Raw genomic sequence first — 26,907 nt, 5'->3', positions numbered from 1 at the left:
TTTTCTTTTGCTAAGTTCTCTTCAGAATTCTATTTATTTAAATATTCAAAGGATACATTTTCAAAATTAATCGTAAGTTTACAACCCCTTTATCAACCTAATATTTTACTGATGTCAGAATTTTGGATTTACTTTCAAATAGGATTAAAACACGTTTTAGATATTCATGCTTATGATCATGTTTTATTTTTAATAGCGCTTGCAGTTCCATTCTCTTTCAAGGATTGGAAACGCGTGGTTCTTTTGGTAACCCTTTTTACTGTTGGTCATACAATGGCGTTGCTGCTCTCCGTTTTTGGCATAATTGCTATAAAAGTAAACGTTGTCGAGTTGTTAATTCCAATAACAATTTTAATAACAGCGCTATTTAATCTTTTTACGGCAGGAAAAACCAATAAAAAAGAAAGTATCAATCTAGTGTTTTTTATCACGCTTTTCTTTGGGATAATTCATGGTTTGGGGTTTTCAAATTACTTCAAATCAATTCTAGGAGGGAGCGCGACCTCTAAAGTGTTGCCTTTAGGCGAATTTGCTTTAGGGATTGAGGCGGCTCAGATTGTAGTCGTTTTTGTCGTTTTAATACTGTCGTATATCGTTCAAACCGTTTTTCGATTCTCGAAACGCGATTGGACTCTTGTCATGTCAGCATTTATAATAGGAATAGTGATACCAATGATTGTGGAAAGTGAAATCTGGAAGAGATAGAAATGAACGAAAAAAAATTAAATAAATACGATAAAGCCTACCTTAGAATAGCTAAGGAATGGAGTCTTCTTTCTTATTGTAAACGCAAACAAGTTGGCGCAATTATTGTGCGTGATCGTATGATTATTTCTGATGGTTATAACGGAACGCCCACAGGTTTTGAAAATTGTTGTGAGGATCACGAAGGATTAACGCGCTGGGATGTTTTACATGCCGAGGCAAATGCAATTTTAAAAGTAGCCCGCTCTACACAATCCTGTGAAGGAGCTACCTTATATATTACACTTTCACCTTGCAAGGAATGTAGTAAATTGATTCACCAGTCCGGAATTAAAAGAGTAGTCTATCATAACGGATATCGGGATGATTCTGGAATTCAGTTCTTGATAAAAGCGGGAGTTGAGGTAGAGCACATTCCAGTATTAGAAGAATAAGTAGCAAGTAAGTTCTAGAAGAAAGACCTCGCTGTCTTTCATTACAAATTAATTGGATCTTCAAATGAAATTTAGCGCTAAATATTTACCCATTCTTATTTTCTCCACATTTGCCTTGGGCATTGTATTGGGTGGATTATTGAATTTTCCTAATACAGCGGATTACCTAGTCAAAAACAATTCAAAAAGTAAGCTCAATAAACTCATTGATTTCATTGATAACGAATATGTTGATGATGTCAATACAGATTCTATTGTAAATCTAACGGTCGATAATATTCTGGCAAAACTTGATCCGCATTCCGTTTACATACCACCTAGTGAACAGCTGGAAGTGGCAGAGAGTATGAAAGGTAATTTTGTGGGTATTGGCGTGAATTTTTACATGTATAAAGATTCTGTTGCAGTAATAAAACCAGTAGCTGACGGACCTTCGGCAAAAGCAGGAATACAATCTGGAGATCGAATTTTGTATGCGGATAAAACTAAATTATTTGGTCGAAAATTGCCTACAGACAGCTTGTATGCTAAATTGAAAGGATCAGTAGGTTCTGATATTGAGCTTACTATTTACAGAAAATCAGAGCGTAAAAAATTGAAAGTAAGAATTAAAAGAGATGTTATTCCTATAAAGAGTGTCGATGTTGCTTTACTTTTAAATAAAACTACAGGATATATAAAGATCAATAGATTTGCCGAAACCACCTACAGCGAGTTTATGATAGGTTTAGGAAAACTCAAAGCACAGGGGGCGAAAACATTAGTTATTGATGTTAGGGATAATGGTGGAGGCTATATGGAAGAAGCTATAGCAATCGCTGATGAACTATTACTAAACCAACAACTCATTGTTTTTACCAAAAGCAAAAATGGGACTATTGACAAAACATTCGCAACTGCGAAAGGGAATTTTGAGAAAGGGAATGTCTTTATTTTAATCAACGAAAATAGTGCATCAGCTAGTGAAATTCTAGCGGGTGCGATTCAGGATAATGACAGGGGAACTATTGTAGGACGCCGTTCATTTGGAAAAGGATTGGTGCAGCGAGAAATGAATTTTGCGGATGGTTCCGCAGTCCGCTTGACCATTGCAAGATATTACACACCCACAGGTCGCTCGATTCAAAAACCATATTCTAAGGGAAATGAAGCTTATTTTAAAGAATCAGAAGCGCGTTTTGAAAATGGAGAATTATTTGAAAAAGACAGTATAAAAGTCTCAGATACAATAAAATTTAGGACAAAAAAAGGTAAATTAGTATATGGCGGAGGCGGTATTGTACCCGATGTTTTTGTTCCTCTTGAAGTAGAACATGGAAATGAAAGTACGGCCTATTTACTGCAATCTGGAATCGTGGGTAATTTTGTATTCGAGCAATTGGATAAAAATAGAGGTGCTTTTAAAGGCTTATCTTTTGATCAGTTTCAAACTCAAATGAAGGGTACTAATGTATATTTCAACGCGTTTCAGAAGTTTATTTTTGGCAATGGATTAGATTTGAATTTTGGAAAAAGCAAATCGTTGGTTAAACGCTATTTAACGGCTGAGTTTGCCCGACAATTATATGGTGAAAGCTATTATTATGAAATTGTTTTGACAGAAGACGCCATGGTAAAAAGAATTTTAAAGCAGAAATAAAATAGAATAGTTCTACTGATGAAAAGGATCTATTTTGGAATGACTGTAAATGAACGCTTGTACGTCGGAGGACTTTCTAATGATTTTGACACTTGTGTAAAAAAGAAAGATGTTGAAGGAATTAAAGCTATTTTAAAGAAAGTTGAACTGGATCAAGATACTATTGTTGAGATAATAAATAGTTTAGAACTGAACGATTAATTTTTCTATCGAATACTATCGTGAACATGCGTTTGCACACCGTTGTTCCACAACGTAAGAATGTCTGTTGCAACCGCTGCTCCACTGCCTGCTGCGATAGACAATTGGCTTCTCCAGCCTGCTAAAGTTCCAGTTACATAAATCCCTTCAGCGACTTTGTGATCTTTATTTTTCAACTGTATTCTTTGTTTTTCTGGAAGAGATTTTTGGTGCGGTTCAACATACTGCAACAAACCTTGTATGGAAAAAGTATTTGCGGCACCAACTCCAATTACGATGATTCTAGTTTTATAACTAGTTTTATTTGTGGTAATGGTAAATTCCGGGAATTCGCCATCAATTGCAAGGACTTTTTCATTAGGAATTTGTATCACGTGTGGATAGGATTCAGACAGCTGTTTAGTGCTTGTTTTCAGCAAATCAGATCCTAGTGTTCCAGCAGGAATTCCGTATGCGTTATTGAATAAAGCTTCTTGAAGAGAAGCTGTTTTTTGATGGGTAAAAACACCAATTTTTTTAGTAGCTACAAAAGGTTTGTTTTTTGCGGAACCCAAAACCAGAGCGCATGACATGCCTGAAACCCCGCCTCCAATAATTAAAACATCAAACACAATGATTACTTTTCATTGGTTTTTTCTTCGATTCTTTTGGATATTCTAAAGATTAACAAAATCATTACAGCGCAAAAAGAAGCTGCGATTCCAATAAAAGCAACTGCACTCTCTCCTTGGAATGGATTTCTAAAATCCAGCAAAGTAACATTAAATAGGATTAGAGCAACTGCTAAAAACACCAAGATGTTAGTGAAAATTTTCATAATACGGTATCGTTTTTGTTTTTAAAGAAACAGATTGTTGGGTTTTTATACTGAAATAAAACTCCCTAAAATCTAATTGTTTTTAAAGTGTAACATTATGGGGTAAATTTAGGAAAATATATTTTAGACAAACAAACCTTTAACATTCGCAGCGAATAATTTAACAGCAATAGCCAGAAGTACTACACCAAAAGTCTTTCTTATGACTCCAAGTCCATTCTCTCCTAGCATTTTTTCGATTTTTGAGGATGATTTTAAAACAATGTAAACCAAAATAATATTCAAGATTATGGCTATCACAATATTAATTGTGTAAAATTGAGAACGCAAGGAAAGTAAAGTAGTCATGGTTCCAGCTCCTGCAATCAGTGGAAATGCCAAAGGCACAATGGAGGCTGAGCTTGCTTCTTCATCACGATAAATCCGTATTCCTAAAATCATTTCTAACGCCAGAAAAAACAACACAAAAGAACCTGCCACTGCAAAAGAGTTCACATCAATTCCAATTAATTTTAAAAGCTCCTCTCCGGCAAAAAGAAAAACAATCATGATGACCGCAGCAACAATAGCGGCTTTTTCAGATTCAATATGGCCGTGTTTTGCCCTTAAATCAACAATAATTGGGATCGATCCCACGATGTCAATTACTGCAAAAAGCACCATTCCTACTGTGATTATTTCTCTAATATCTAATTCCATAATTTCTATTTCTCTTAAATGCAAAAGTATTGAATTTTGTTTGGTTAGAGGCTAGGTAAAATTTTAATTTATGGAAGGGGTATTTTTGCTGTAAAAAAAGCCTGCTTTTTCATGTCCTATTTTTTAATAAAAAACGTAACTATCTTAAAATCAATTTGTAAATTTGTGTTTATTTTAAAAAGGAGTATTATGAAAAAGATAGTTGGGGTTTGTAGTATCGTATTTTTAGTGCTTTTTTGCGATGGAGTAGAAGCCCAAATTTTAAAAAAATTGCAAAGAAAAGTAGAAGACAAACTTGCACAGAAAGCAGCGGATAAAGTACAAGAAGAAGCTGAAAAATCCTTAGACACCATTTTGAATGCTGACGCCATGGTGATGGCTTATGGTAAAAATAAAGTGGATGCCGCATTAGTTCCAAATTCCTATGCGTTCAGTTGGCAGTATTCCTTAGAAATTCAAAGTGGAAGTGAAAAAGCGATGATTGTAGATTATTTTTTGGAACCTAATGCGGAATATTTTGGTTTTAAAATGAGAGATTCTCAAGAAATGTTTATGCTTATTGATAATAAAAACAAGTTGATCATTACCACTTTTAAGCAAGAAAGTAAAAAGGTTGCTATCGCAAGAAAAATACCTGATTATTCTGGCAAGATAGAGAAAGAGAATGAAAAGGAAAACGAAGCATTTTCATATAAAACACTTTCCAATAAAATAATTAGGGGTTATAATTGTAAGGGAATTCAAGCTACGAGTAAAGATTTCACCATGGTTTTTTACTATACCAATGAAGCCGAAGTGAGTTTTTCGGATTTGTTTAGCGCCCAGCAAAAGCAAAAAAATCCAGCTGTTTTGAAAGGTTATTTTAAACCAGGAGATAAACCTTTAATGATGACTACGAGCATGAAAGATTTAAAAAATCAAGGTCAAATTACCACGATGACCTGCATTAGTTTAGATAAAAAAGCCAGTTCATTTGTTAAATCGGATTATACATTCCTGTAATTTGGTTTGTAATTTGTCTGGTTTTGTTTGCGAATTTATGATTTGCTGAAGTGCTTGTTTGGATTTCTTTGAATACCTTTGTCAAATGTTTCAACTAGGAAAAACCATCGTCTCAGAAGACTTACTCGAAAAAGATTTTGTTTGCAATTTAACCGCTTGTAAAGGTGCTTGCTGTGTAGACGGCGACGCCGGAGCGCCTTTAAGTCTGGAGGAAACTCAAATCCTCGAATCTATATATCCAAAGATTAAACCGTTTCTACGCAAACAAGGAATTGCTGCTATTGAAGCGCAGGGCACTTGGGTAAAAGGCACCGACGGAGAGCTTGAGACGCCTTTAATTGATAACAAAGATTGCGCCTATGTGATTTTTGATGGTAAAACCGCATTGTGTGGTATTGAGCAAGCGTACAATCAAGGTATTATTGATTGGAAAAAACCAGTTTCTTGTCATTTGTATCCCATTCGTGTAAAAGATTTTACCGAGTTTGCTGCCGTTAACTATGACAAATGGGATATTTGTGATCCAGCGTGTTCTTTAGGTCAAGAACTCGAAGTACCAGTATATAAATTTGTCAAAGAAGCCTTAGTTAGAAGGTTTGGTGAAGACTGGTATGCTGAGCTTGAAAAGGTAGCTGCAGACATGAAAAAATAATTTTCAAAAAAACTCTTTTTCTTTAGTATTGCATTTTAAAAATCCTATATTTTACGGTACTTCCTAGGTGTTTTAATTTTTTAAATCGCTCATTTTGAGTGTTTTAAAATTTGTATGAAAACTATCCTGCTTTTTCTATTTGTTAAAAACTAAACAGGATTGTGAATAAGTTTGGCTTTTAATTTTGGCAATATTTCACAATCTTTGTAACTCACGAAATGATTAAAATTTCGTTAAAATTTCAAAAAATAAACTATCATATTATGACGCAAGTTGAACCAATTTTACAAGAAAATAAAAACCGTTTCGTAATTTTTCCAATTAAACATCATGATATATGGGAATGGTATAAGAAGATGGAAGCCAGTTTTTGGACTGCTGAAGAAATAGATTTGTCTCAGGATTTAAATGATTGGAATAACAAGCTTTCTGATGAAGAGCGTTATTTTGTGAAGCACATTCTTGCGTTTTTTGCTGCATCTGATGGAATCGTAAATGAAAATTTAGCGGAGAATTTCGTAAACGAAGTACAGTATGCCGAAGCAAAATTCTTTTATGGTTTTCAAATCATGATGGAAAACATTCATAGCGAAACGTATTCTCTATTAATTGACACTTATGTAAAAGATGAAGCAGAGAAAGATGAATTGTTCAATGCCTTAGAAGTTTTTCCGGCGATTAAGAAAAAAGCGGATTGGGCTTTGAAATGGATTGAATCGGATTCGTTTGCCGAAAGATTGATTGCATTTGCTGCGGTAGAAGGAATTTTCTTTTCAGGGGCATTTTGTTCTATTTATTGGTTGAAAAAACGGGGATTAATGCCAGGATTGACATTTTCGAACGAATTGATTTCGCGTGATGAAGGCGTTCACTGTGATTTTGCCGTGCATTTACACAACCATCACTTGGTGAATAAAGTACCGAAAGAAAGGATTAGAAGTATTATTGTAGATGCTTTGAATATCGAAAGAGAATTTATTACAGAATCACTTCCAGTGAGTTTGATTGGGATGAACGCGGTATTAATGACACAGTATTTAGAGTTTGTAGCGGATAGATTATTAGTGGAATTGGGTTGCGACAGAGAATACAATACTACAAACCCTTTTGATTTTATGGATATGATTTCGCTTCAAGGGAAAACAAACTTCTTTGAAAAGAAAGTAGCTGAATATCAAAAAGCGGGGGTGATGAATACAGATATCGAGGCTCAAAAAATAACTTTTGACGCTGATTTTTAATTAGTTTATCTGTAGTAAATTTTTTTTAGCCCCGATGGAAGGGAAAATCCTTTTTATTTTTTAGTCCCAGCGTAGCAGGACTATAAAATAAAAAGATTGGAATGACAGCGGGACTAGCTCCTAAAAAAGAAATTGAACTTTTTCCTCAAATCAACACTAAAAAATGAGTAAACAATGCAATAAATGAGATTGCTTTGTTCCTCGTAATGAATAACAAATAACAAATAACGAAGAACAGCGAAGGGATTTTCTGTTTTTAAAAACAAATAAAAGTATGTACGTAATAAAAAGAGACGGTCACAAAGAGCCTGTAATGTTTGACAAAATCACGGATAGAATTAAAAAGCTATGCTATGGTTTGAATGATTTAGTAGATGCTGTGAAAGTAGCAATGCGCGTAATTGAAGGGCTTTATGATGGAGTTTCTACGTCAGAATTAGATAATTTAGCAGCCGAAACCGCGGCATCCATGACGATTGCGCATCCGGATTATGCACAATTGGCAGCGAGAATTGCGATTTCGAATTTGCATTCCAATACTAAAAAATCATTCTCGGAAACGATGACTGATATGTTCAACTATGTAAATCCAAGAAACGGACAATATGCTCCGTTGCTTTCTGATGAAGTGCATAAAGTGATTATGGAAAATGCGGAGTTTTTAGATTCCCATGTAATATACAATAGAGATTTCAACTACGATTATTTTGGTTTTAAAACACTAGAGCGTTCGTATTTGCTAAAAATAAACGGTAAAATTGTGGAGCGTCCACAACACATGTTGATGCGTGTTTCAGTTGGAATTCACTTAGACGATCTGAAGTCAGTGATTGAAACGTACGACTTGATGTCGAAAAAATTCTTTACACACGCTACTCCAACATTGTTTAACGCAGGTACGCCAAAACCGCAAATGTCTTCTTGTTTCCTCTTGGCGATGCAGGACGATAGTATTGATGGGATTTACGATACGTTGAAACAAACCGCAAAAATTTCGCAATCTGCAGGTGGAATTGGGCTTTCTATTCACAATGTTCGTGCAACAGGAAGTTACATTCGTGGTACCAACGGAACTTCAAACGGAATTGTTCCTATGTTGAGAGTGTTCAACGATACAGCACGATATGTGGATCAAGGTGGTGGAAAACGCAAAGGAAGTTTTGCGATTTACATCGAAACGTGGCATGCTGATATTTTTGAATTCCTAGACTTAAAAAAGAATACAGGAAAAGAAGAGATGCGCGCCAGAGATTTATTCTTTGCGATGTGGACTTCGGATTTATTCATGAAAAGAGTACAGGAAGACAGTTATTGGACCTTAATGTGTCCTAATGAATGTCCTGGATTGTATGATGTTTATGGTGAAGAATTTGAAGCAATGTATGTTGATTACGAGAAACGCGGTAAAGGTAGAAAAACCATTAAAGCGCATGAATTGTGGGAAAAAATTCTAGAATCGCAAATTGAAACTGGAACACCTTACATGTTGTACAAAGATGCAGCAAACAGAAAATCAAATCAGAAAAATCTGGGAACCATTCGTTCATCGAATTTGTGTACGGAGATTATGGAATTTACATCGAAGGATGAAATTGCGGTTTGTAACCTGGCTTCACTATCCTTGCCGATGTTTGTGGAAGATAAAAAATTCAATCACGATTTGTTTTATACCGTTACCAAACGCGTAACGAGAAATTTGAATAAGGTAATTGACAGGAATTATTATCCGGTAATTGAAGGAGAAAATTCTAATAAGCGCCACCGACCAATTGGGCTAGGAGTACAAGGATTAGCCGATGCTTTTATTATGTTGCGTTTGCCATTTACCAGTGATGAAGCGAAGAAACTGAACCAAGAAATTTTTGAAACGATGTACTTTGCAGCTGTAACGGCATCGATGGAAATGGCCAAAGAAGAAGGTCCTTATTCCTCTTTTAAAGGTTCGCCTATATCACAAGGAGAATTTCAATACAATTTATGGGGATTGAAAGATGAGGAATTATCAGGTCGTTGGGATTGGGCTTCTTTGCGAAAAGAAGTAATGGAACATGGCGTGAGAAACTCATTATTAGTAGCGCCAATGCCAACCGCTTCAACATCTCAAATTTTGGGTAACAATGAAGCATTTGAACCGTATACTTCTAATATCTATACGAGAAGAGTACTTTCGGGCGAATTCATTGTAGTAAACAAACACTTGTTACACGATTTAGTAGAACGTGGTTTGTGGAACGAAACCTTAAAACAAGAATTAATGCGAAACAACGGTTCGGTTCAGGACTTAAATATTCCGCAAGACTTGAAAGAATTGTACAAAACCGTTTGGGAAATGTCTATGAAAGACATTATCGATATGTCACGTCAAAGGGGATATTTTGTTGATCAATCACAATCACTGAACTTATTTATGCAGAACGCCAATTATTCTAAATTGACCTCCATGCATTTTTACGCTTGGCAATCCGGATTGAAAACAGGAATGTATTATTTGAGAACAAAAGCTGCGGTAGATGCAATTAAATTTACATTGAATAACGATAAAAAAGCAGAACCAATTGAAATTAAAGAGCAATCAATCGCTGTTCCTGCAGTAGCAGAAGCAGTAGAAATGACTTCTGATGAATACAAGGCCATGATTGAATTGTCTAAAAATGCCGATCCAGACGAATGCGAAATGTGTGGGTCTTAAATTGATACCAATCCAGAACGAAGCGATTTTATACTATTAAAAAACAGCCGTTTTCCTTTTTTATGAGGAGAATGGCTTTTTTTTAAGGAGCTGTTTCCTGCTATCCGTTGCAATCTTTTAATTTTTTAAGAAAAAAAGTAAAAGGATTTCCACTGCTATCAGGGCTAGGGAATTACGTTTATAAGTAGTATTATTATCTATTGAAATATTAATTCTCCGCTCGCGCAAGTGTCCCGCTTGTGCCCACAAATAAGCATAACCCGCAGGTCAATACAAAACTCAAAATAACTTTTTTATCTAAAAAAGTACTTTAAAACTACTACCCGTGTGAGAATTTCATAAATCAATCTTAAAATAGTGTAAATATAAAAGGCTCCGTAAAGGATATATTTGTAGTAGCAAAGGACATGATTATGAGAGTAATTGATTATACAAATAAATGGAGTGCGAATATCTTTCGATTATTTTATGCTACTTGTACCAATGATTTAGTGGTGAATTCTAAACAAGCAAGTGTTGTTAAGGATTTTTAATTTGCATTTTGCATCGAATTCAACCTAGTTTTTATGGCTGATAGTCATTGGATGAATGCAGCAGAAAAACATTGATCGTGATGTAAAAGCAAGCGGGACTACTATGAAGGCTCTTTTTAAAATTAATTGGTTGAAAATAGCATAGCTAGTATGGATTTTGGGAAAACTCAGATTAATTTCGATATGTTACATAAAACGAGACTATCGGAAAAGTAATCATTCGAGAAGTGACTCCAAAGTGCATTAGTGCTACTATTATTTTTAAAAGCAATCAAATTTTCACTTTTGGCTCTTTACAAATAGCAGCTATTCACCACGGTAAAGCATTAAAAATTCACTATATTTGAGTAAGCAGTACAATTAAAACTGATATTTTCTAAACTAAAAATACTAAAAATGGAAACTAAAGAATTTACTATTACAGATGATTTATTAGCTTCTAAAGGACAAAGATTCCTTAACCTTATAATTGACTTATTTATTGTTTATATGTTCACAGTTGGTATTGGAGCAGCCATAAATATTATCGGTGAACTAACAGGCAATTTTAAATTATCAGAATGGATCACCTCATTAACTATTGTTGAAAATGTAATTTTTGGACTAGTGGTGCTATTTTTTTATTACACGATTATGGAGCTCTATTTTTCAAGAACTTTTGGTAAATATTTTACTAAAACAGTAGTGATAAAGCACAATGGCAGCAAGCCAAAAGTAAAAAGTATTGTTATACGAACATTAGTTCGCATGATTCCTATTGAAGCTTTTTCATTTTTGTCTGGGAATTCAAGAGGATGGCATGATACCTTATCAGTTACTTATGTTGTAAATAAGCATGAATTTATATCAAAAATGAAATTGTAATCCTTTTCATTTCAATATTTCGATTTAGAAAGCGGTCATTTTTGGCTGCTTTTTTTATTTCAACTCGTTACTTTTTCTTTATATTCGCTCATTAAAAATTCAGAAATTACAACTATCAAAGATGAACTGGGAACAACTTTTATCATTAAGACGACAAGGAGACAAAGGAAAGAGATTGCGTATCGAACAAGACGACACCCGTTTGGGCTTTGAAGTCGATTATGATCGTATCATATTCTCGGCGGCTTTTAGGAGTTTACAAGATAAAACGCAGGTTATTCCTTTATCGAAAACAGATTTTGTGCATACTAGATTGACACACAGTTTAGAAGTTTCGGTTGTCGGTCGTTCTTTGGGACGATTAGTAGGCAAGAAAATCATCGAAAAATATCCCCATCTGAAAGAAGTTCACGGTTTTCACATGAATGATTTTGGGGCTATCGTAGCAGCAGCCTCACTGGCGCACGATATCGGGAATCCGCCTTTTGGTCATTCGGGTGAAAAAGCGATTGGTGAATACTTCTCCATAGGGAAAGGACAACAATACAAAGACCAGCTTTCCAATAAGGAATGTCAGGATTTAATAGATTTTGAAGGAAATGCCAATGGTTTTTCAGTGCTTACGGCCAGTCGTCCAGGAATAGAAGGGGGACTTCGAATCTCCTACGCGACCTTAGGTGCTTTTATGAAATATCCGAAAGAAAGTTTACCCAAGAAACCAACTAAAAATATTGCTGATAAAAAATATGGGTTCTTTCAAACCGACAAATCTTTTTTTCAAGAAGTAGCTGCTGATATGGGTTTGATTCCAAATAAATCAGGAAACGATATTGGTTTTGAAAGGCATCCTTTGGCTTATTTAGTTGAAGCGGCAGATGATATTTGCTATACCATTATTGATTTTGAAGATGGTATAAATCTTGGATTAGTTTCCGAAGATTTTGCACTGGAATATTTAATAAAATTGGTAAAGGATAGTATCGATACCTCTAAATATAAAACATTAGAAACCAAAGAGGATAGAATTAGTTATCTGCGCGCTTTAGCAATAGGAAGTTTAATAAATGACGCTGTCAAAGTATTTGTTGAAAATGAAACGCTGATTTTAGATGGAAAATTCCCTTTTGCAGTAATGGATAAAAGTAAGTACAAGGCGCAGATGGACGATATAATCAAGATTAGTGTCGATAATATCTATCAAAGCCGCGAAGTAATCGAAAAAGAAATTGTGGGATATCAGATTATTCAAACCTTATTGGATAAATTTATTACCGCTTACAACAATAAATTTAATGGAAATGCGTCTAATTATGATGCATTAATTTTAAAATTATTACCAGAGAAACATCACCTTGAGAAAGAAAATTTATATGGTCGATTACTTCATATCTGCCACTTTATTTCCTTGCTTACGGATGGTAATGCGTTGTTGTTTTATAAAACTATAACGGCTGTAAAAAATTAACAATTGTGTGCTCATTATTAATTTGTTAATGTAGATATAAAAAATTAGATTTGTTTTTTAGATTTATTTATTGACTAATTAATAATTTTTTATGAAAAAAAATATACTTTTTTTACTTTTTTTAATACCATTTTTTGCTTTATCGCAATCGAATAGAGAAATTATTCAGCAATATCTAACTACTCCGAGTGCGAAAAGCATTATTTCAAATCGTGATTTTAACGACTGGGTAATTCAGAGTGAAGGTGGAACTACGACTTCTGGAATCCAAAACTGTTATGTTATTCAGCGTTACCAAGGAATTGAAATTTTTAGGGCAGTTTCTAACTTTTCTTTAAAAAATACAAAAGTAATTGATGTTCAAAAAAGAATAGTTGATAATGTCTCCCAGAAAGTAAACGCAACAAATCCAACTTTACTTGCAACGGATGCTCTAGTGAAAGCCTATTTTCATTTAGGCATAACAACCAATACTACTTTTTCCGTTTTAGATAAAGTAGGGTCACATAAGTTTAGGATAAGTAATGGTACTGGGACTGAGGAACCGGTAATTGGTACTTTAGTGTATCACCAAGCAAAAGACAATAAATTGGTCTTGGCATGGGATTTTACCATTCACACTCCAATTCATGATCATTTGTGGAGTGTTAGAATCGATGCGTTAAATGGTAAAATGATAGAAAAAAACGATTTAGTTGTTTCGTGCAGTTTCCATCAAGAGCAAGCCTTTTCGGTGACAAAAAAATCGCAAATTGAAAATTTAGGGGCAACTCCTAAACAAATTTATACTGGGCCATCTTCTTTTGTGCCGGGAGGTGCTTATCGTGTTATTCCATTTAATTTCGAAAGTCCAAACCATGGTCCTTTCCAATTAATTTCGAATCCTTCAGATGCTAAGGCATCTCCTTATGGCTGGCATGACATTAACGGTCAAGTTGGTCCGGATTATACGATAACCCGAGGTAATAATGTGTGGGCTAAAGATGATTTTAAAGCAGCTAATATTGATGATGGAGCGAGCCCAGATGGAGGTGTAGACTTAATGTTTGATTTTCCTTATGGAGGAACAAATATAGCCGCATCCACATATATTAATGCAGCTAATACCAATCTTTTTTACATGAATAATGTAATGCATGATGTCTGGTATCAGTATGGTTTTGATGAAGCTAGTGGTAATTTTCAAGAAAACAATTATGATCGTGGTGGAAAGGCGGGAGATTATGTAAATGCCGAAGCTCAAGATGGTTCGGCAGCGGCACCTCCTAGTTTGAACAATGCAAATTTTTCTTCTCCTGTAGATGGTAATAGAGGTAGAATGCAAATGTTTTTATGGAATAGAGGTCCTGAAATTAGGCCTTTAATTATTAATTCACCATCAAGTTTGGCAGGAAATTATGTGGCAACTCAAAACTCTTTCAGTCCAGGACGTATTGATTTGCCTATCGCACCTCAATTTTTACAATCTGATTTGGTTTTATATTTAGACAGTTCTGGTGGCACCTCACAAGCATGCGTAACGCCTTCCAATAGAGCGGCTTTAAATGGTAAAATTGTTATACTTAGAAGAGGAAGCTGCAATTTTGTGGTCAAAGTAAAATCAGCGCAAAATGCTGGAGCGATTGCTGTTATTGTAGTGAATAATGAGGAGGGAAATATATCGATGTCAGGTGCCGATGCAGGAATTACGATACCCGCAATTAGCGTTAATAACACTATTGGGGAAGATATAATTAACCAAATGACGACAGCCCCTGTAAATGTAAAAATACAAACACAATCTACACCATTTGTTAATGCAGATGGAGATTTTGATAATGGTATAATTGCGCATGAGTACGGACATGGAATCTCGATTCGTTTGGCTGGTGGAAGTAATAATTCTAGTTGTTTGAATAATAAGGACCAAATGGGCGAAGGTTGGTCTGATTGGTTTGCATTAATGATGCAGTTGAAACCGGGAGATTTTGGTGGTGCAAAAAGAGGAATCGGTACGTTTGTTTCTTCTCAATCTCCGGATGGATTGGGAATTAGAAATTATGTGTACTCAACAGATAGAGCTAATAATCCGATGACTTACGCCTTTACTAATAATTTTCAATCATTCGACGCTAATGGTGTTGAGGAAACTTCTGTTCACGGAGTAGGATCTGTTTGGGCCACTATGCTATGGGATTTAACATGGGCTTACATCAATAAATATGGGTATGACAATAATAAATATAGTGGTACAGGAGGAAATAACAAACTGATGCGAATTGTTTTAGATGGTATTAAATTACAGCCTTGTAGTCCAACCTTTGTAGATGCCAGAAATGCAATTTTAGCAGCTGATCAAGCCATAACAGGAGGAAAAGATTATTGTATGATTTGGGAAGTTTTTGCAGCTAGAGGTTTAGGTGCAAATGCAGCAGCGGGTAGTACGGATGTGGGTAATGATCAAATTGAAGATTTTACGAGACCATCTGCTGGACCAAACTGTTCGTTAGCTGTTGTTGATGTTGATAATCCTAATGTCATGAGTGTTTTTCCAAATCCATCTAACGGAAATATTACAGTGCGAATTAACAACTATAGTGGTACGGTCGATATGAAAGTAGTTGACATTTTAGGAAGAGAAGTTTATTCTATCACTAAAGAAGATTTTAACAACGAAAAAATGTTTAATTTAAACCAACTCACTCCAGGTATTTATATAATGGACATTAAAGGAGAAGGATTGAGCTACACAGAGAAAATCATCATAAAGTAATTTTATTTTAAAGAGTCCCGAAAGTTTTTTCAGGACTTTTTTATTTAAAATATATATTCTATTCCAACCCCAATAGCTTGTCTTATTTGTGTTTTTGGTCCCTCAGTTACTTGTATTCCTGCGATTTCTCTTTTTGATTTGATGTCGTCGTCGTAAATTACATGTGCTCCAATATTAGCTTTCACATATTGATTTACCACGAGCTCTACTTGCAAATCACAATCAATATCAATGTTTCCAAAACGATTTACATAATCAGAATATAAACTCAACCGATTTTCTAAAATGATATTTTTGAAAATCTCTTTTTTGTATTTATTAGTAATTAAAAAACCAAGTTCAATTTTTGATTTTTCCCCTTCTGTAAGTAGATTTCCATCTAAATCATAAGTGGCTTTAGGAACGCCAAAGGCTCCTTGATCAGCAAGTCTTTGATCTAAAACTAGGGTGGTTTTAAAGGTAAATGGCGAGATATAAAATGTTCTTCTCTTTTCCTTATCTATGTTTTCAGCACCTATTCCCATAAAAATGTATGCCGGAGCAAAAGGTTTTGAGATGGCTTTTTCCGTATTTGGATAGGCATAACCATTAGTGAATTGCGTATTGAAATTAAATTTAGCCGAATGGAACCAATTAGATAGCGTGTCTTTTCGATAGCCAAAAGTAGAGTTAAACTGAATCGCATCTTCTGTTTTTCGTAAGTCTATTCCGTCTTGTTTATTCAACCCATATTTAAAAATTAGTTCGTTTGACCAATTGTAATTACTTCGGTTATAAACTCTGTGGAATTTACCTTTAAATAATCCTGAAATCGAACTAGTTCCTCCTGCACTCCAATTGATAAAGGCGACTTCAGAAATATCAAACCCTAAACTGTTTTTTTTACTCCAATAGGTTAAGGGAAGGTAATGCGTTTTAGTTTGTATTTTGAGTGGTACAGTTAGCGATTTTTTTGCGCCCAATACTGTAATGGCAGGTCTAATCGTATCGTATAAAAATGTTTTTGTTACTTCTTGAGATAAACAATTAAAAGAGATGGAGCAGGTAAGGAATAGTAGCGTGTAGGTTAACAATTTCATTTCGGGGGCGTTATACGGATTATAGGTGTTTTTTAGTCAATAATTTTCTTCTACAATACCGATATGCAATGAAAACAGGCTCACTATATACTGGCTATTTTGAATTCATCACCGATTTTGTTTAAGAGGGCAAAATAATTATTTTAATAGTTTGAAAAAAGGATTTCAAGACTTTTAACGTCAATTTTGCAGTATTGTTGTAATTCGGCTACAGTTCCCTGTTCTATAAACTCATCTGGAATACCAAGAACGGTTATTTTTGAGGTATAACTATTTTCAGAGGCAAATTCAAGAATCGCACTTCCAAAACCCCCTTTTACAGTTCCGTCTTCAATAGTTACTATTGTTTTGAAGTTGTTGAATAGGGTATGTAATTCCTTTTCATCTAGTGGCTTTACAAAGGAAAAATCATAATGCGCAATAGTTTCTGGATGTTGCATTTTGGCTATAGCCAAAGTAACATTGTTACCGATGCTCCCATTTGATAAGACAGCAATTCTTGAGCCTTTCTTATTGCAAATGCTTCTACCGATTTCTATTTCTTGATACTTTCCTAAATTTTTAGCTTGCCAATTAGTAATTACTCCACGTCCTCGTGGATACCGAATCGCGATTGGATTATTTAATCCTAATTGGGCGGTATATAAAATATTTTGTAACGCAATTTCGTTGCTAGGGGCATACACAATTATATTGGGAATACAACGCAAGTAGGCTATATCAAAAACACCGTGATGTGTTGCTCCGTCTTCTCCCACTAAACCCGCTCTATCCAAACAAAAAATTACTGGAAGATTTTGTAAAGCCACATCATGAATCACTTGGTCGTATGCTCTTTGCAAAAATGTAGAATAAATATTGCAATAAACGATCATTCCTTGGGTTGCCATTCCTGCGGCTAAAGTTACCGCATGTTGTTCTGCAATTCCAACATCAAAGGCCCGTTTTGGGAATTCATCCATCATGAATTTTAAGGAAGAGCCTGAAGGCATCGCAGGTGTAATCCCTATAATTTTTTCGTTTTTTCTAGCTAAGTCTAAAATGGTCAAGCCAAAAACATCCTGATATTTAGGAGGTAAATTTTCTTCGGATTTGGGCTGAAGTACTCCAGTTGAAGCATCAAATTTGCCAGGAGCATGGTAAATTACCTGATTTTCTTCGGCTTGCTGTAATCCTTTACCCTTCGTTGTAATGATGTGAAGGAACTTGGGTCCTTTTATTTTTTGTAAACGTTTCAATTCTTTAATTACGGCAAAAATATCATGACCGTCAATAGGTCCCGAATAATCAAAATTCAATGATTTAATCATGTTGTTCTGTCTCGGATTTTTCCCTGCTTTTACTGCAGTTAAATATTGTTTCAAAGCGCCTACGCTGGGATCAATACCAATAGCATTATCATTTAGAATGACTAATAAATTAGCATCAGTAACTCCGGCGTGATTTAAGCCTTCAAAAGCCATTCCTGAGGCTATCGAGGCATCGCCAATGACTGCAATATGTTGTTTGTTGTAATCTCCTTTTAAATTAGAAGCTATTGCCATTCCCAAGGCTGCCGAAATAGAAGTAGAGGAGTGGCCTACGCCAAAGGTATCATAGACACTTTCACTTCTTTTTGGGAAACCGGAAATGCCGCCCAACTGCCTGTTGGTATGAAAAACATCTCTTCTTCCCGTTATTATTTTGTGTCCGTAAGCCTGATGACCAACATCCCAAACCAATAAATCATTTGGGGTATCAAAAACATAATGCAAGGCGATCGTAAGTTCGACAACACCTAAACTAGCTCCTAAATGCCCCTCTTTAACGGCGACAATATCGATAATGAAGTTGCGCAACTCTTGAGCTACTTGAGGTAGTTGCGTTTCCTCTAGCTGGCGTAAATCGGCGGGGCTGTTTAGGTTTAAAAGTAAATTAGCTGACATAAAGCAAATATACGATTTGGAATTGTATTTTTACATTCGATAAAAAAACTTGTTCCACAAAGAATTTAAATTTGCAAAATTTGCCGTTGATACCATGATAAATCCTTTCACTGACGAATATTTTATGAAAAAAGCGTTGCAGGAAGCTGTCATGGCTTTTGATAAAGAGGAAATTCCTGTAGGCGCCGTTATTGTTATTGATAATAAAGTGATTGCCAGCAGTCATAATTTAACCGAATTACTCCATGACGTTACGGCTCATGCGGAGATGCAATCTATTACTGCTGCTGCGAATTATCTTGGTGGGAAATATTTGATTGGTTGCACGCTTTATGTCACACTGGAACCTTGTCAGATGTGTGCAGGCGCTTTGTATTGGAGTCAGATTTCGAGAATCGTATATGGAGCCACAGATGAAAACCGTGGTTTTGTCAAAATGGGAACACAATTGCATCCTAAAACCAAAGTGGTTAGCGGTGTGTTAGCCGCAGAAGCGGCTGATGTAATGAAGCGTTTTTTTAAAGAAAAGAGGAAATGAACAAGACGCTCCTCTCTTTATTTCAATTGAGAATTGAATATGCGTTCTCGTTTTATTGCCGCGAATTATAAAATTAGTGTCAATTTTTAAATTACGAAACTTTCTATTTTTAAAATATTAAAAATCTCTAAAACAGGGAAGTACACGATCCTTAGTCCCAAATTCAAATATATTTTGTATAAGATATAACTTATTTTTTGATACTTTCATTTAGAGAATAACTATGTTTGTAATTTATTAAAAAAACCCGTCTCGCTTAAAGCTGACGGGTTTAGTACATTATATTAAAATCGAAATTGTTTACTTTATTATAACGCTAATTTACTGATCAACTACGCAAGCATAGCTTTACATGCCGATGCACACTTGCGACAAGCGTCAGCACATTTCATACACTGTTCCATATCTGTATGTTTTTCACATTCCGTTGCACATGCAGTACACGCTTCTTCACATTTTTTGCAAAGTTCATCTAAATTGTCTGCATTATTTTTACTTGCAGTAATTAACTCATTGCAGGCGTCCTTACAGGTATTGCAAAGTTCTGTGCAATTTTCCATTCCTGCCATTCCCTTGTTTTCAGTAGCGCAGGTTTCGCATGCTTCAACACATGTTTCACAAGCTGCAACGCAACTTTCCATTTTTGTATTTTCCATTTTGGTAGTGTTTATAATAGTTCTTCAGAAACCCTGTTGCCTGTTCTTCAGTTTCGCTGTTGCTCGATTTTAAACAATAATTTTTTAAAGCAAAGCGGTTAATTTTTTCTAGTTTTTTATGTCCAAATAGCAACTCTTTATTAAAGAGTTAGAAAAGATTGCTTAAACTTGCTCTAAATTTATTTGCTGTTACGGTTTCTTTTTAAAACAATAATAACAATAATTATAATTACAACAGGCGGAATTACCCACATTCCCCAACCCATTCCTGAACTCCAGTTACTATCATTCATCATAATTAAATCAATAAATATAAAATTAAGTATTATAATGGGATATACTATTGTATAATTTTAGGAATAAGTTTCATAATTGCCACATGGTTTTGCGTGGAATGATTAGTATAGGTTATCATATAAATCATCCATTATCTCCATTTGTAGAAAAACCCGTCTCCATCTTAACAAAATGTCTTTTAAATTTTTAGGTACCGTTGTGAAATAATTTAGGAATTTTTTTTGGGTGTAGAGCGCAACTATTTTTCTATCGATTAAAGAATATAAATGGAGGGGCAGGTTAAACGTACTATAAAATGCTAATTAAAGGGTTTTATTAGAGGTGTTGAGATTATATTTAGTTTTAACAGATAATTTTTTTAAAAAAAACCTAGCTAATACGTTTAGTTAGTAATACTGCTACTATTTTTCTGGGCTATCTTATTTAGACTCTTGCATTGCTTTTAAAGGACCTTATTTTCCCATTTTTCTTGCAATTATTTTTATTAGTTTCTATACTTCGGTTGCCAGCTTTGCTCTTACAACCTTTTTGTTGCTTTGAGAAAGAGGTTCGATTGTTGTTAAATTTGAGGCTTTTCTACGTTGATTTATGGCGCTAAATGGATTTTCTATTTGTGGTTTTGATGGAGCAAATTTTTATTTATTTGTAGGAAGAGGGCATAGTATGATAAATAGGAGCGTTTTTTTAAGTTGGTTTTTTAATATTAAAAATAGCTGTTTAGTGTTCCAATGTCGAAACACGTCCAGGAGCGTGAGGGATTGCAATGGAAATCCTTTATGGAACGCAGTGGAGTAAAGATTGAAGTGAAAAGCCCGACCCGCAGTTTTTACGCAGGGTCACGCCCAAAACAAAAAACCCTTACATCGCTGCAAGGGTTTTAAATATGAAATCATAAATCAGATTGCTCCTTTGTCGGAATGTCAAATAGGACTAGTATCTGTAATATTCTGGTTTGAATGGGCCTTCAACAGGAACACCAATATAATCCGCTTGATCACTACGTAAAGTCTCTAATTCAACACCTAATTTAGCTAAGTGTAACATGGCTACTTTCTCATCTAAATGTTTTGGCAACATGTATACGTCATTGTTGTATGCCGCACTGTTTTTCCACAATTCGATTTGAGCTAGCGTTTGGTTGGTGAAGGAGTTACTCATTACAAAACTTGGGTGACCTGTAGCACAACCAAGGTTTACTAAACGACCTTCAGCCAAAAGGATGATGTCATTTCCAGCAATGGTGTATTTATCTACTTGTGGTTTGATTTCAACTTTTGATGCACCGTGGTTGGTGTTCAACCAAGCCATATCAATTTCGTTATCAAAATGTCCAATGTTACAAACGATAGTTTTGTCTTTCATTTTTTCGAAATGAGATCCTAAAACGATATCTTTATTTCCAGTAGTTGTGATGATAATATCAGCAGTTGCAATAACAGTATCTAATTTTTTTACTTCAAAACCGTCCATTGCCGCTTGAAGCGCGCAAATTGGGTCAATTTCAGTAACGGTAACAATAGAACCAGCACCTCTAAACGAAGCTGCAGTTCCTTTTCCTACATCACCGTAACCACAAACAATTACTCTTTTGGCAGCAAGCATAATATCAGTTGCACGACGAACCGCATCAACTGCAGATTCTTTACAACCGTATTTGTTATCAAATTTCGATTTAGTAACCGAGTCATTCACGTTGATTGCTGGCATTGGCAATGTTCCCGCTTTTACTCTTTCGTACAATCTGTGAACTCCTGTTGTAGTTTCTTCAGACAATCCTTTAATTCCAGCAACTAATTCTGGGTAACGGTCAATAACCATATTCGTTAAATCTCCACCATCGTCAAGAATCATATTCAATGGTTTTCTGTCTTCACCAAAGAATAAGGTTTGCTCAATACACCAGTCAAAATCTTCCTCGTTCAATCCTTTCCACGCATACACTTGAATACCAGCAGCAGCAATTGCAGCAGCAGCTTGATCTTGAGTAGAGAAAATGTTGCATGAAGACCAAGTCACCTCAGCTCCAAGCGCGATTAAAGTTTCAATCAAAACCGCAGTCTGGATTGTCATGTGCAAACATCCTGCAATACGAGAACCAGCAAGTGGTTGTTCGTTTTTATATTCAGCACGAAGCGCCATTAAACCTGGCATTTCAGCTTCTGCTAGTTCAATTTCTTTTCTTCCCCAAGCCGCTAGAGAAATGTCTTTTACTTTGAAAGCCACAAAAGGCATAGTTGTAGTACTCATTTATAGTATATTTGTAAGTGTAAATTTTTTGCAAAATTACATAATAAGTTGTGATTTTAAAAGGAATCACAAATATTTATGAATTGTTTAATTTTGTAATGTTTTAAAAATCAGTAAAATAATTTTTTTAAGCCCAATATTTTTTAATTTTTGGAGCTATTTCCCGCTTTTTGTTGCAATCTTTTTATTTTTAAAGGAAAAATAAAAAGGATTTCCACTTCAATCGGGGCTAAAAATCAGAATACTACCATGCCATTATTCAAAACCATCCACTTTAGTACAGACACCCAAATTCTAGTTTGGAAAATAACCGAATCCTTTGAAGAGCTCCACAATCAAGTTCAGTTAAACGATAAAAATGCTATACGTCTCCAGGGAATGAAATCGCAATTGCACCAGCGTGCTTTTCTCAGCGTTCGGAAGTTGTTTCAAGAACTAGGCTACAGCGATTTTGATCTGTATTATGACGAATTAGGAAAACCGCATTTACAGGACGGCAAACACATTTCGATTACCCATTCCCATGAGTTTTCGGCGATTATCGTCAGCAGTAAAACCGTAGGAATCGACATCGAATTGCAGAGAGACAAGATTATCCGAATTGCGGATAAATTCTGCGACTCGGAATTTCAGTTCTTGGATCCGCAAAGTGATGAATATATTCGAAAAGTTACCGTAATTTGGGGTGCGAAAGAAGCTATTTTTAAAATTAGAAACGAAAAAGGAATTAGTTTCAAAGAGCATATCAAAGTTCAGTCTTTTGATTTAGAAAATAAGAAAGTTAACACCGAACTCCACTTTAATAGTTATGTGAAGGATTTTGACATCTATTTTGAGGAAATCGAAGATTTTACGCTAGTTTACGCTTTTGAAAAATAATGCTCAGTGTTCCATCGCGTAGTTTGTCATTCCGACGAAGGAGGAATCACATAATCAGATTCCTCCTTCGTCGGAATGACAAAACGAGTAGTAAATTATAATAATCAGTTAAATAATCCGTATAAATCTGTAAAATCCGCGTCATCTGCGTGCCAAAAAATGACAAATATTTATAACGAAATCACCCAATCAAAAGTTGAAAATCAAAAACTGCTGGCCATTCTTCTTGATCCTGACAAAATAGTTTTGGAGAATTTATCCATTTTAATTTCAAAAATAAATCAATCGCCGGCAACTCATATTTTCATCGGCGGAAGTCAGGTTACAACAAATATTTTAGACGAACTGATTGTGCAAATCAAACAAAACTGTAAATTACCAATAATTTTATTTCCCGGAAATCCTTCACAGATATCAGATAAAGCCGATGCGATTTTGTTTTTGTCTCTTATCTCTGGTCGCAATCCGGATTTTCTAATCGAACACCAAGTAAAAGCAGCGCCAATTTTAAAGAAAACGCAACTCGAAATCATTTCTACCGGTTATATTTTAATTGAAAGTGGCAATGAAACTGCAGTGGAACGCGTTAGTAAAACCAAACCTTTAGATAGAAATAATCTTGATTTAGCATTAGCAACGGCACAAGCTGGCGAAATGTTAGGTAATAAGTTGATTTATTTGGAAGCGGGAAGTGGTGCAAAACAAGCAGTTCCTTTAGAAATGATTAGAAAAATTTCTCATAATATTGAGATTCCAATATTGGTTGGAGGCGGAATTGTAGATTTGCAGGGAATTGAAAACGCTTATAATGCAGGAGCCGATTTAGTGGTTGTAGGAACCGCTTTTGAAAACAATAATAACTTTTTTAAAGTATAGTGAATGATTGATTATTTTTTTTCGCAGTACAGCGAATACCCAACATTAGATATTATTTTGGAAATTGTTGCGGTCATTTTCGGATTATTGAGCGTTTGGTATGCTAAAAAAGATAATATTTTAGTTTTTCCAACCGGATTAGTAAGCACCTCCATATTTGTGTATTTGCTTTGGAAATGGACTTTATGGGGCGATATGATGATTAATGGGTATTATTTTGTGATGAGTATTTACGGTTGGTATCATTGGACTCGTAAAAAAGGAGATACGGTTGAATTCCCAATTTCAAAAATATCGAGTTCTGAAAAACGAATTGCGATAATTCTTTTTATATTTACCGTCGCCTTTGTGGTTTCGGTATATCATTATTTTGATAAATTCACCACTTGGTACGCGTATGTAGATACATTTATTACAGGAATTTTCTTTGTAGGAATGTGGCTCATGGCCAAAAGAAAAGTAGAGAATTGGATATTTTGGATTATTGGAGATGTAATTTCCATTCCGTTGTATTTTGCAAAAGGCTATACTTTTACCAGTTTTCAATATATAGTATTTACCGTAGTCGCCATTTTTGGCTATTTAGAATGGAAGAAAATCTCAGACAGCTCAGTAATGGAGCTACAAAAATAATTAAAATAGCTTTATTTGGTCCCGAAAGCACGGGCAAGACTACATTGGCCAGACAGCTTGCGGACTATTATAAAACCGAATGGGTTCCTGAGTTTGCACGCGATTATCTGCAGGAAAAGTGGGATTCAAGTCAGCAAATATGCACAGTTGACGACATGCTTCCCATTGCTTACGGTCAAACTAAATTAGAAAACGAGCGAACGCTAATTGCCAATAAATATCTTTTTTGCGATACCAATTTAATGGTGACCAAGGTTTTTTCGGAAGTGTATTATGACTATTGTGACCCTTTGTTGCATGAAGCGGCCTGCGAACATGAATACGATTTATTTTTTCTTACTGATATTGATGTGCCTTGGGAAAGAGATGACCTAAGAGACAAAGCTGAGGGAAGAGAATCTGTGTTTGCCGTTTTTAAACAATCTTTAATCGATAATAATAAGCCATTTATTACCCTTTCCGGAGACAAGGATTTGCGACTAAAAAAAGCAATATCGATTATAGACGATTTGACTTTAGCAAGAGAATTAGGGTTTTCATCAGTTGATTTCCTTCAAATTTATGAGCATAGAATTCCAATAAAAAACATTCAAAAGCAATTAAATTTTTTTAAAAATGGCATTTTCAAAGTAAATTTGGTTCGTCCCGCAACTTTGTCAAATGGAGTTTTGAAATTGTCAGAAAAAGGTTTTAAAGAATATGCCAGTTTCTTTGATGCACACAAATCCAACTTGAAATTAAATAAATTTGTTCCTGCTTCCGGCGCTGCAAGCAGAATGTTTAAGTTTTTGACTGAATTTATCAATGATTTTGATTTTGAAAACGAATCGATAAATGCCTATATTAATCGTAAAAAAGCTAATAAACTTTCTATTTTTATAGTAGGAATGGAGAAGTTTCCTTTCTTTGAAACAATTGACAAGCAGTTGAAAGCTGAATTTACTGATTTTGATACTTTGGATCGTAGTTTTAAAAATTACTATTTCATAAAATTATTGCTGTCAGCGGACTATTTTAATTTTGCCAATAAACCAAAAGGGATTCTTCCTTTTCACAAATATAAAACCCATATTGCAACTCCGGTAGAAGAACATTTGCAGGAATGTGCGCAATATTCGAGTGCTAATAATGGATCGCATTTGCATTTTACGATTTCAGAATCGCATCAAAAACATTTTGAAGAAATTGTTGATTCTGTCAAATCTGAAATTGAAAAGAAATCAGCTGTCGCAATACACGTTAGTTATTCGTATCAAAACAAAGGAACGGACACGCTTGCGGTTAGTATGAAAAATAAGCCGTTCCGGGATGAAAATGGACAATTGGTTTTCAGACCAGGAGGACATGGTGCTTTGATTGAAAATTTGAATAATTTGGATGCTGATATTGTTTTTATTAAAAATATTGATAACGTCATTCAAAACAATGTTGAGAAAATTTCTTTATACAAAAAAGGATTGGCTGGAATTTTGTTGACAATACAACAACAGGTTTTTAGGTATTTAAATGTATTGGATGCTGCATCAATTGAACCCGAGTTGATAGATGAAATTGTTCTTTTCTTGAAGGAAAAATTAAATATTACAATGAAAGATGGTTTTCATGCTGAAAATTTGGAAAGTAAAATCAGTGAACTGCAAACTATTTTGAACAAACCGATTCGCGTATGCGGAATGGTGAAAAATGAAGGAGAACCAGGCGGAGGACCATTTTGGGTGCGCAATGACCAAGGATCAGTTTCATTGCAAATTGTTGAAAGTTCCCAAGTCGATTTGTCAAATGAAGATCAAAAGATAATTCTGAATGCTGCTACACATTTCAATCCGGTTGATTTAGTTTGTGGCATTAAAAATTACAAAAAAGAGAAATTTGATTTGAGAGAGTTTGTGGATCACAACAGCGGTTTTATTGTGGAGAAAAATGTATCAGGTAAAAGTATCAAAGGATATGAGTTGCCGGGTTTATGGAATGGCACAATGGCAAACTGGTTGACTGTGTTTGTTCAAGTGCCGTTGCTTACTTTTAATCCAGTAAAAACAGTGAATGATTTGTTGAAACCAGCACATCAATCCTAAAAAAAAAGG

23 protein-coding genes are annotated in these 26,907 nt (G+C 35.0%); 16 read left to right on the top strand and 7 right to left on the bottom strand.

Annotated features, from left to right (window positions below; genetic code table 11):
• The first annotated feature begins 111 nt into the window (after window positions 1-111).
• From BUC11_RS05050 to BUC11_RS05035, 4 genes are all read left to right on the top strand, one after another.
• Window positions 112-705, top strand: a complete 594-nt coding sequence (locus tag BUC11_RS05050) for a HupE/UreJ family protein (RefSeq protein WP_073352537.1) — start codon at window positions 112-114, stop codon at window positions 703-705.
• Between the two features lie 2 nt (window positions 706-707).
• Window positions 708-1,139, top strand: coding sequence for a deoxycytidylate deaminase (locus BUC11_RS05045; protein ID WP_073352536.1), 432 nt, complete (start codon window positions 708-710; stop codon window positions 1,137-1,139).
• Between the two features lie 64 nt (window positions 1,140-1,203).
• Complete coding sequence (locus BUC11_RS05040) at window positions 1,204-2,778, top strand: S41 family peptidase (RefSeq protein WP_073352534.1); 1,575 nt, start codon at window positions 1,204-1,206, stop codon at window positions 2,776-2,778.
• Between the two features lie 18 nt (window positions 2,779-2,796).
• Complete coding sequence (locus BUC11_RS05035; RefSeq protein WP_073352532.1) at window positions 2,797-2,979, top strand: hypothetical protein; 183 nt, start codon at window positions 2,797-2,799, stop codon at window positions 2,977-2,979.
• Between the two features lie 5 nt (window positions 2,980-2,984).
• On the opposite strand, the gene BUC11_RS05030 is transcribed toward BUC11_RS05035, so the two are convergent.
• The 3 genes from BUC11_RS05030 to BUC11_RS05020 all read right to left on the bottom strand — a co-directional run bounded on the left by BUC11_RS05030 (window position 2,985) and on the right by BUC11_RS05020 (window position 4,495).
• Window positions 2,985-3,590 (bottom strand): FAD-dependent oxidoreductase, encoded by a 606-nt coding sequence (locus tag BUC11_RS05030; protein ID WP_073352528.1) that lies wholly within the window; start codon window positions 3,588-3,590, stop codon window positions 2,985-2,987.
• Window positions 3,591-3,595: 5 nt separating this feature from the next.
• Entirely contained in the window at window positions 3,596-3,796 is a 201-nt protein-coding gene (locus BUC11_RS05025; RefSeq protein WP_073352527.1) for a hypothetical protein, read from the bottom strand.
• A gap of 123 nt (window positions 3,797-3,919) precedes the next feature.
• A complete protein-coding gene (locus BUC11_RS05020; protein ID WP_231379743.1) occupies window positions 3,920-4,495 on the bottom strand; it encodes a MarC family protein in 576 nt (191 codons plus the stop codon).
• A 189-nt stretch (window positions 4,496-4,684) separates the two neighbouring features.
• On the opposite strand from BUC11_RS05020, the gene BUC11_RS05015 reads away from it, so the two are divergent.
• The 7 genes from BUC11_RS05015 (at window position 4,685) to BUC11_RS04985 (ending at window position 15,693) form a co-directional block, all read left to right on the top strand.
• Entirely contained in the window at window positions 4,685-5,497 is an 813-nt protein-coding gene (locus BUC11_RS05015; RefSeq protein ID WP_073352525.1) for a hypothetical protein, read from the top strand.
• An 85-nt stretch (window positions 5,498-5,582) separates the two neighbouring features.
• Window positions 5,583-6,149, top strand: a complete 567-nt coding sequence (locus BUC11_RS05010; protein ID WP_066080690.1) for a DUF3109 family protein — start codon at window positions 5,583-5,585, stop codon at window positions 6,147-6,149.
• 263 nt (window positions 6,150-6,412) lie between these two features.
• A complete protein-coding gene (locus tag BUC11_RS05005; protein WP_066080813.1) occupies window positions 6,413-7,390 on the top strand; it encodes a ribonucleotide-diphosphate reductase subunit beta in 978 nt (325 codons plus the stop codon).
• Window positions 7,391-7,664: 274 nt separating this feature from the next.
• Window positions 7,665-10,079 carry a ribonucleoside-diphosphate reductase subunit alpha gene (locus BUC11_RS05000; RefSeq protein WP_073352523.1) on the top strand — a complete coding sequence of 805 codons (2,415 nt, stop codon included), beginning with the start codon at window positions 7,665-7,667 and terminating at the stop codon, window positions 10,077-10,079.
• Window positions 10,080-11,008: 929 nt separating this feature from the next.
• A complete protein-coding gene (locus BUC11_RS04995) occupies window positions 11,009-11,476 on the top strand; it encodes an RDD family protein (RefSeq protein WP_073352522.1) in 468 nt (155 codons plus the stop codon).
• A gap of 121 nt (window positions 11,477-11,597) precedes the next feature.
• Window positions 11,598-12,941: a dGTP triphosphohydrolase gene (gene dgt, locus BUC11_RS04990; protein ID WP_073352520.1), complete on the top strand. Its 1,344-nt coding sequence runs from the start codon at window positions 11,598-11,600 to the stop codon at window positions 12,939-12,941.
• Between the two features lie 91 nt (window positions 12,942-13,032).
• On the top strand, window positions 13,033-15,693 hold the full coding sequence (locus tag BUC11_RS04985) for a T9SS-dependent M36 family metallopeptidase (RefSeq protein WP_073352517.1): 2,661 nt from the start codon (window positions 13,033-13,035) through the stop codon (window positions 15,691-15,693).
• Window positions 15,694-15,737: 44 nt separating this feature from the next.
• On the opposite strand, the gene BUC11_RS04980 is transcribed toward BUC11_RS04985, so the two are convergent.
• On the bottom strand, window positions 15,738-16,772 hold the full coding sequence (locus tag BUC11_RS04980; protein ID WP_073352516.1) for a DUF3078 domain-containing protein: 1,035 nt from the start codon (window positions 16,770-16,772) through the stop codon (window positions 15,738-15,740).
• A 143-nt stretch (window positions 16,773-16,915) separates the two neighbouring features.
• On the bottom strand, window positions 16,916-18,697 hold the full coding sequence (locus BUC11_RS04975) for a 1-deoxy-D-xylulose-5-phosphate synthase (protein ID WP_073352514.1): 1,782 nt from the start codon (window positions 18,695-18,697) through the stop codon (window positions 16,916-16,918).
• Between the two features lie 94 nt (window positions 18,698-18,791).
• On the opposite strand from BUC11_RS04975, the gene BUC11_RS04970 reads away from it, so the two are divergent.
• On the top strand, window positions 18,792-19,235 hold the full coding sequence (locus BUC11_RS04970) for a nucleoside deaminase (protein WP_073352638.1): 444 nt from the start codon (window positions 18,792-18,794) through the stop codon (window positions 19,233-19,235).
• A gap of 332 nt (window positions 19,236-19,567) precedes the next feature.
• On the opposite strand, the gene BUC11_RS04965 is transcribed toward BUC11_RS04970, so the two are convergent.
• Together BUC11_RS04965 and ahcY are read right to left on the bottom strand one after the other, a co-directional pair.
• A complete protein-coding gene (locus BUC11_RS04965) occupies window positions 19,568-19,891 on the bottom strand; it encodes a four-helix bundle copper-binding protein (protein WP_073352512.1) in 324 nt (107 codons plus the stop codon).
• A gap of 1,227 nt (window positions 19,892-21,118) precedes the next feature.
• Entirely contained in the window at window positions 21,119-22,435 is a 1,317-nt protein-coding gene (ahcY, locus tag BUC11_RS04960; protein WP_073352510.1) for an adenosylhomocysteinase, read from the bottom strand.
• A gap of 249 nt (window positions 22,436-22,684) precedes the next feature.
• Between ahcY and BUC11_RS04955 the strand changes: the two genes are divergently transcribed.
• From BUC11_RS04955 to BUC11_RS04940, 4 genes are all read left to right on the top strand, one after another.
• On the top strand, window positions 22,685-23,314 hold the full coding sequence (locus BUC11_RS04955; protein WP_073352635.1) for a 4'-phosphopantetheinyl transferase family protein: 630 nt from the start codon (window positions 22,685-22,687) through the stop codon (window positions 23,312-23,314).
• A gap of 159 nt (window positions 23,315-23,473) precedes the next feature.
• Entirely contained in the window at window positions 23,474-24,190 is a 717-nt protein-coding gene (locus BUC11_RS04950; protein WP_073352508.1) for a phosphoglycerol geranylgeranyltransferase, read from the top strand.
• A 3-nt stretch (window positions 24,191-24,193) separates the two neighbouring features.
• Window positions 24,194-24,823: a nicotinamide riboside transporter PnuC gene (gene pnuC / locus BUC11_RS04945; protein ID WP_073352507.1), complete on the top strand. Its 630-nt coding sequence runs from the start codon at window positions 24,194-24,196 to the stop codon at window positions 24,821-24,823.
• Complete coding sequence (locus tag BUC11_RS04940) at window positions 24,778-26,898, top strand: DUF4301 family protein (RefSeq protein WP_073352505.1); 2,121 nt, start codon at window positions 24,778-24,780, stop codon at window positions 26,896-26,898. Before pnuC ends, BUC11_RS04940 begins: the two co-directional genes overlap by 46 nt.
• Window positions 26,899-26,907: the final 9 nt, after the last annotated feature.

This window comes from Flavobacterium xanthum, assembly GCF_900142695.1.
Lineage (GTDB): Bacteria > Bacteroidota > Bacteroidia > Flavobacteriales > Flavobacteriaceae > Flavobacterium > Flavobacterium xanthum.
The sequence above is the reverse complement of the archived record's forward strand: the minus strand, read 5'-3'. Positions and strand labels throughout refer to the sequence as shown.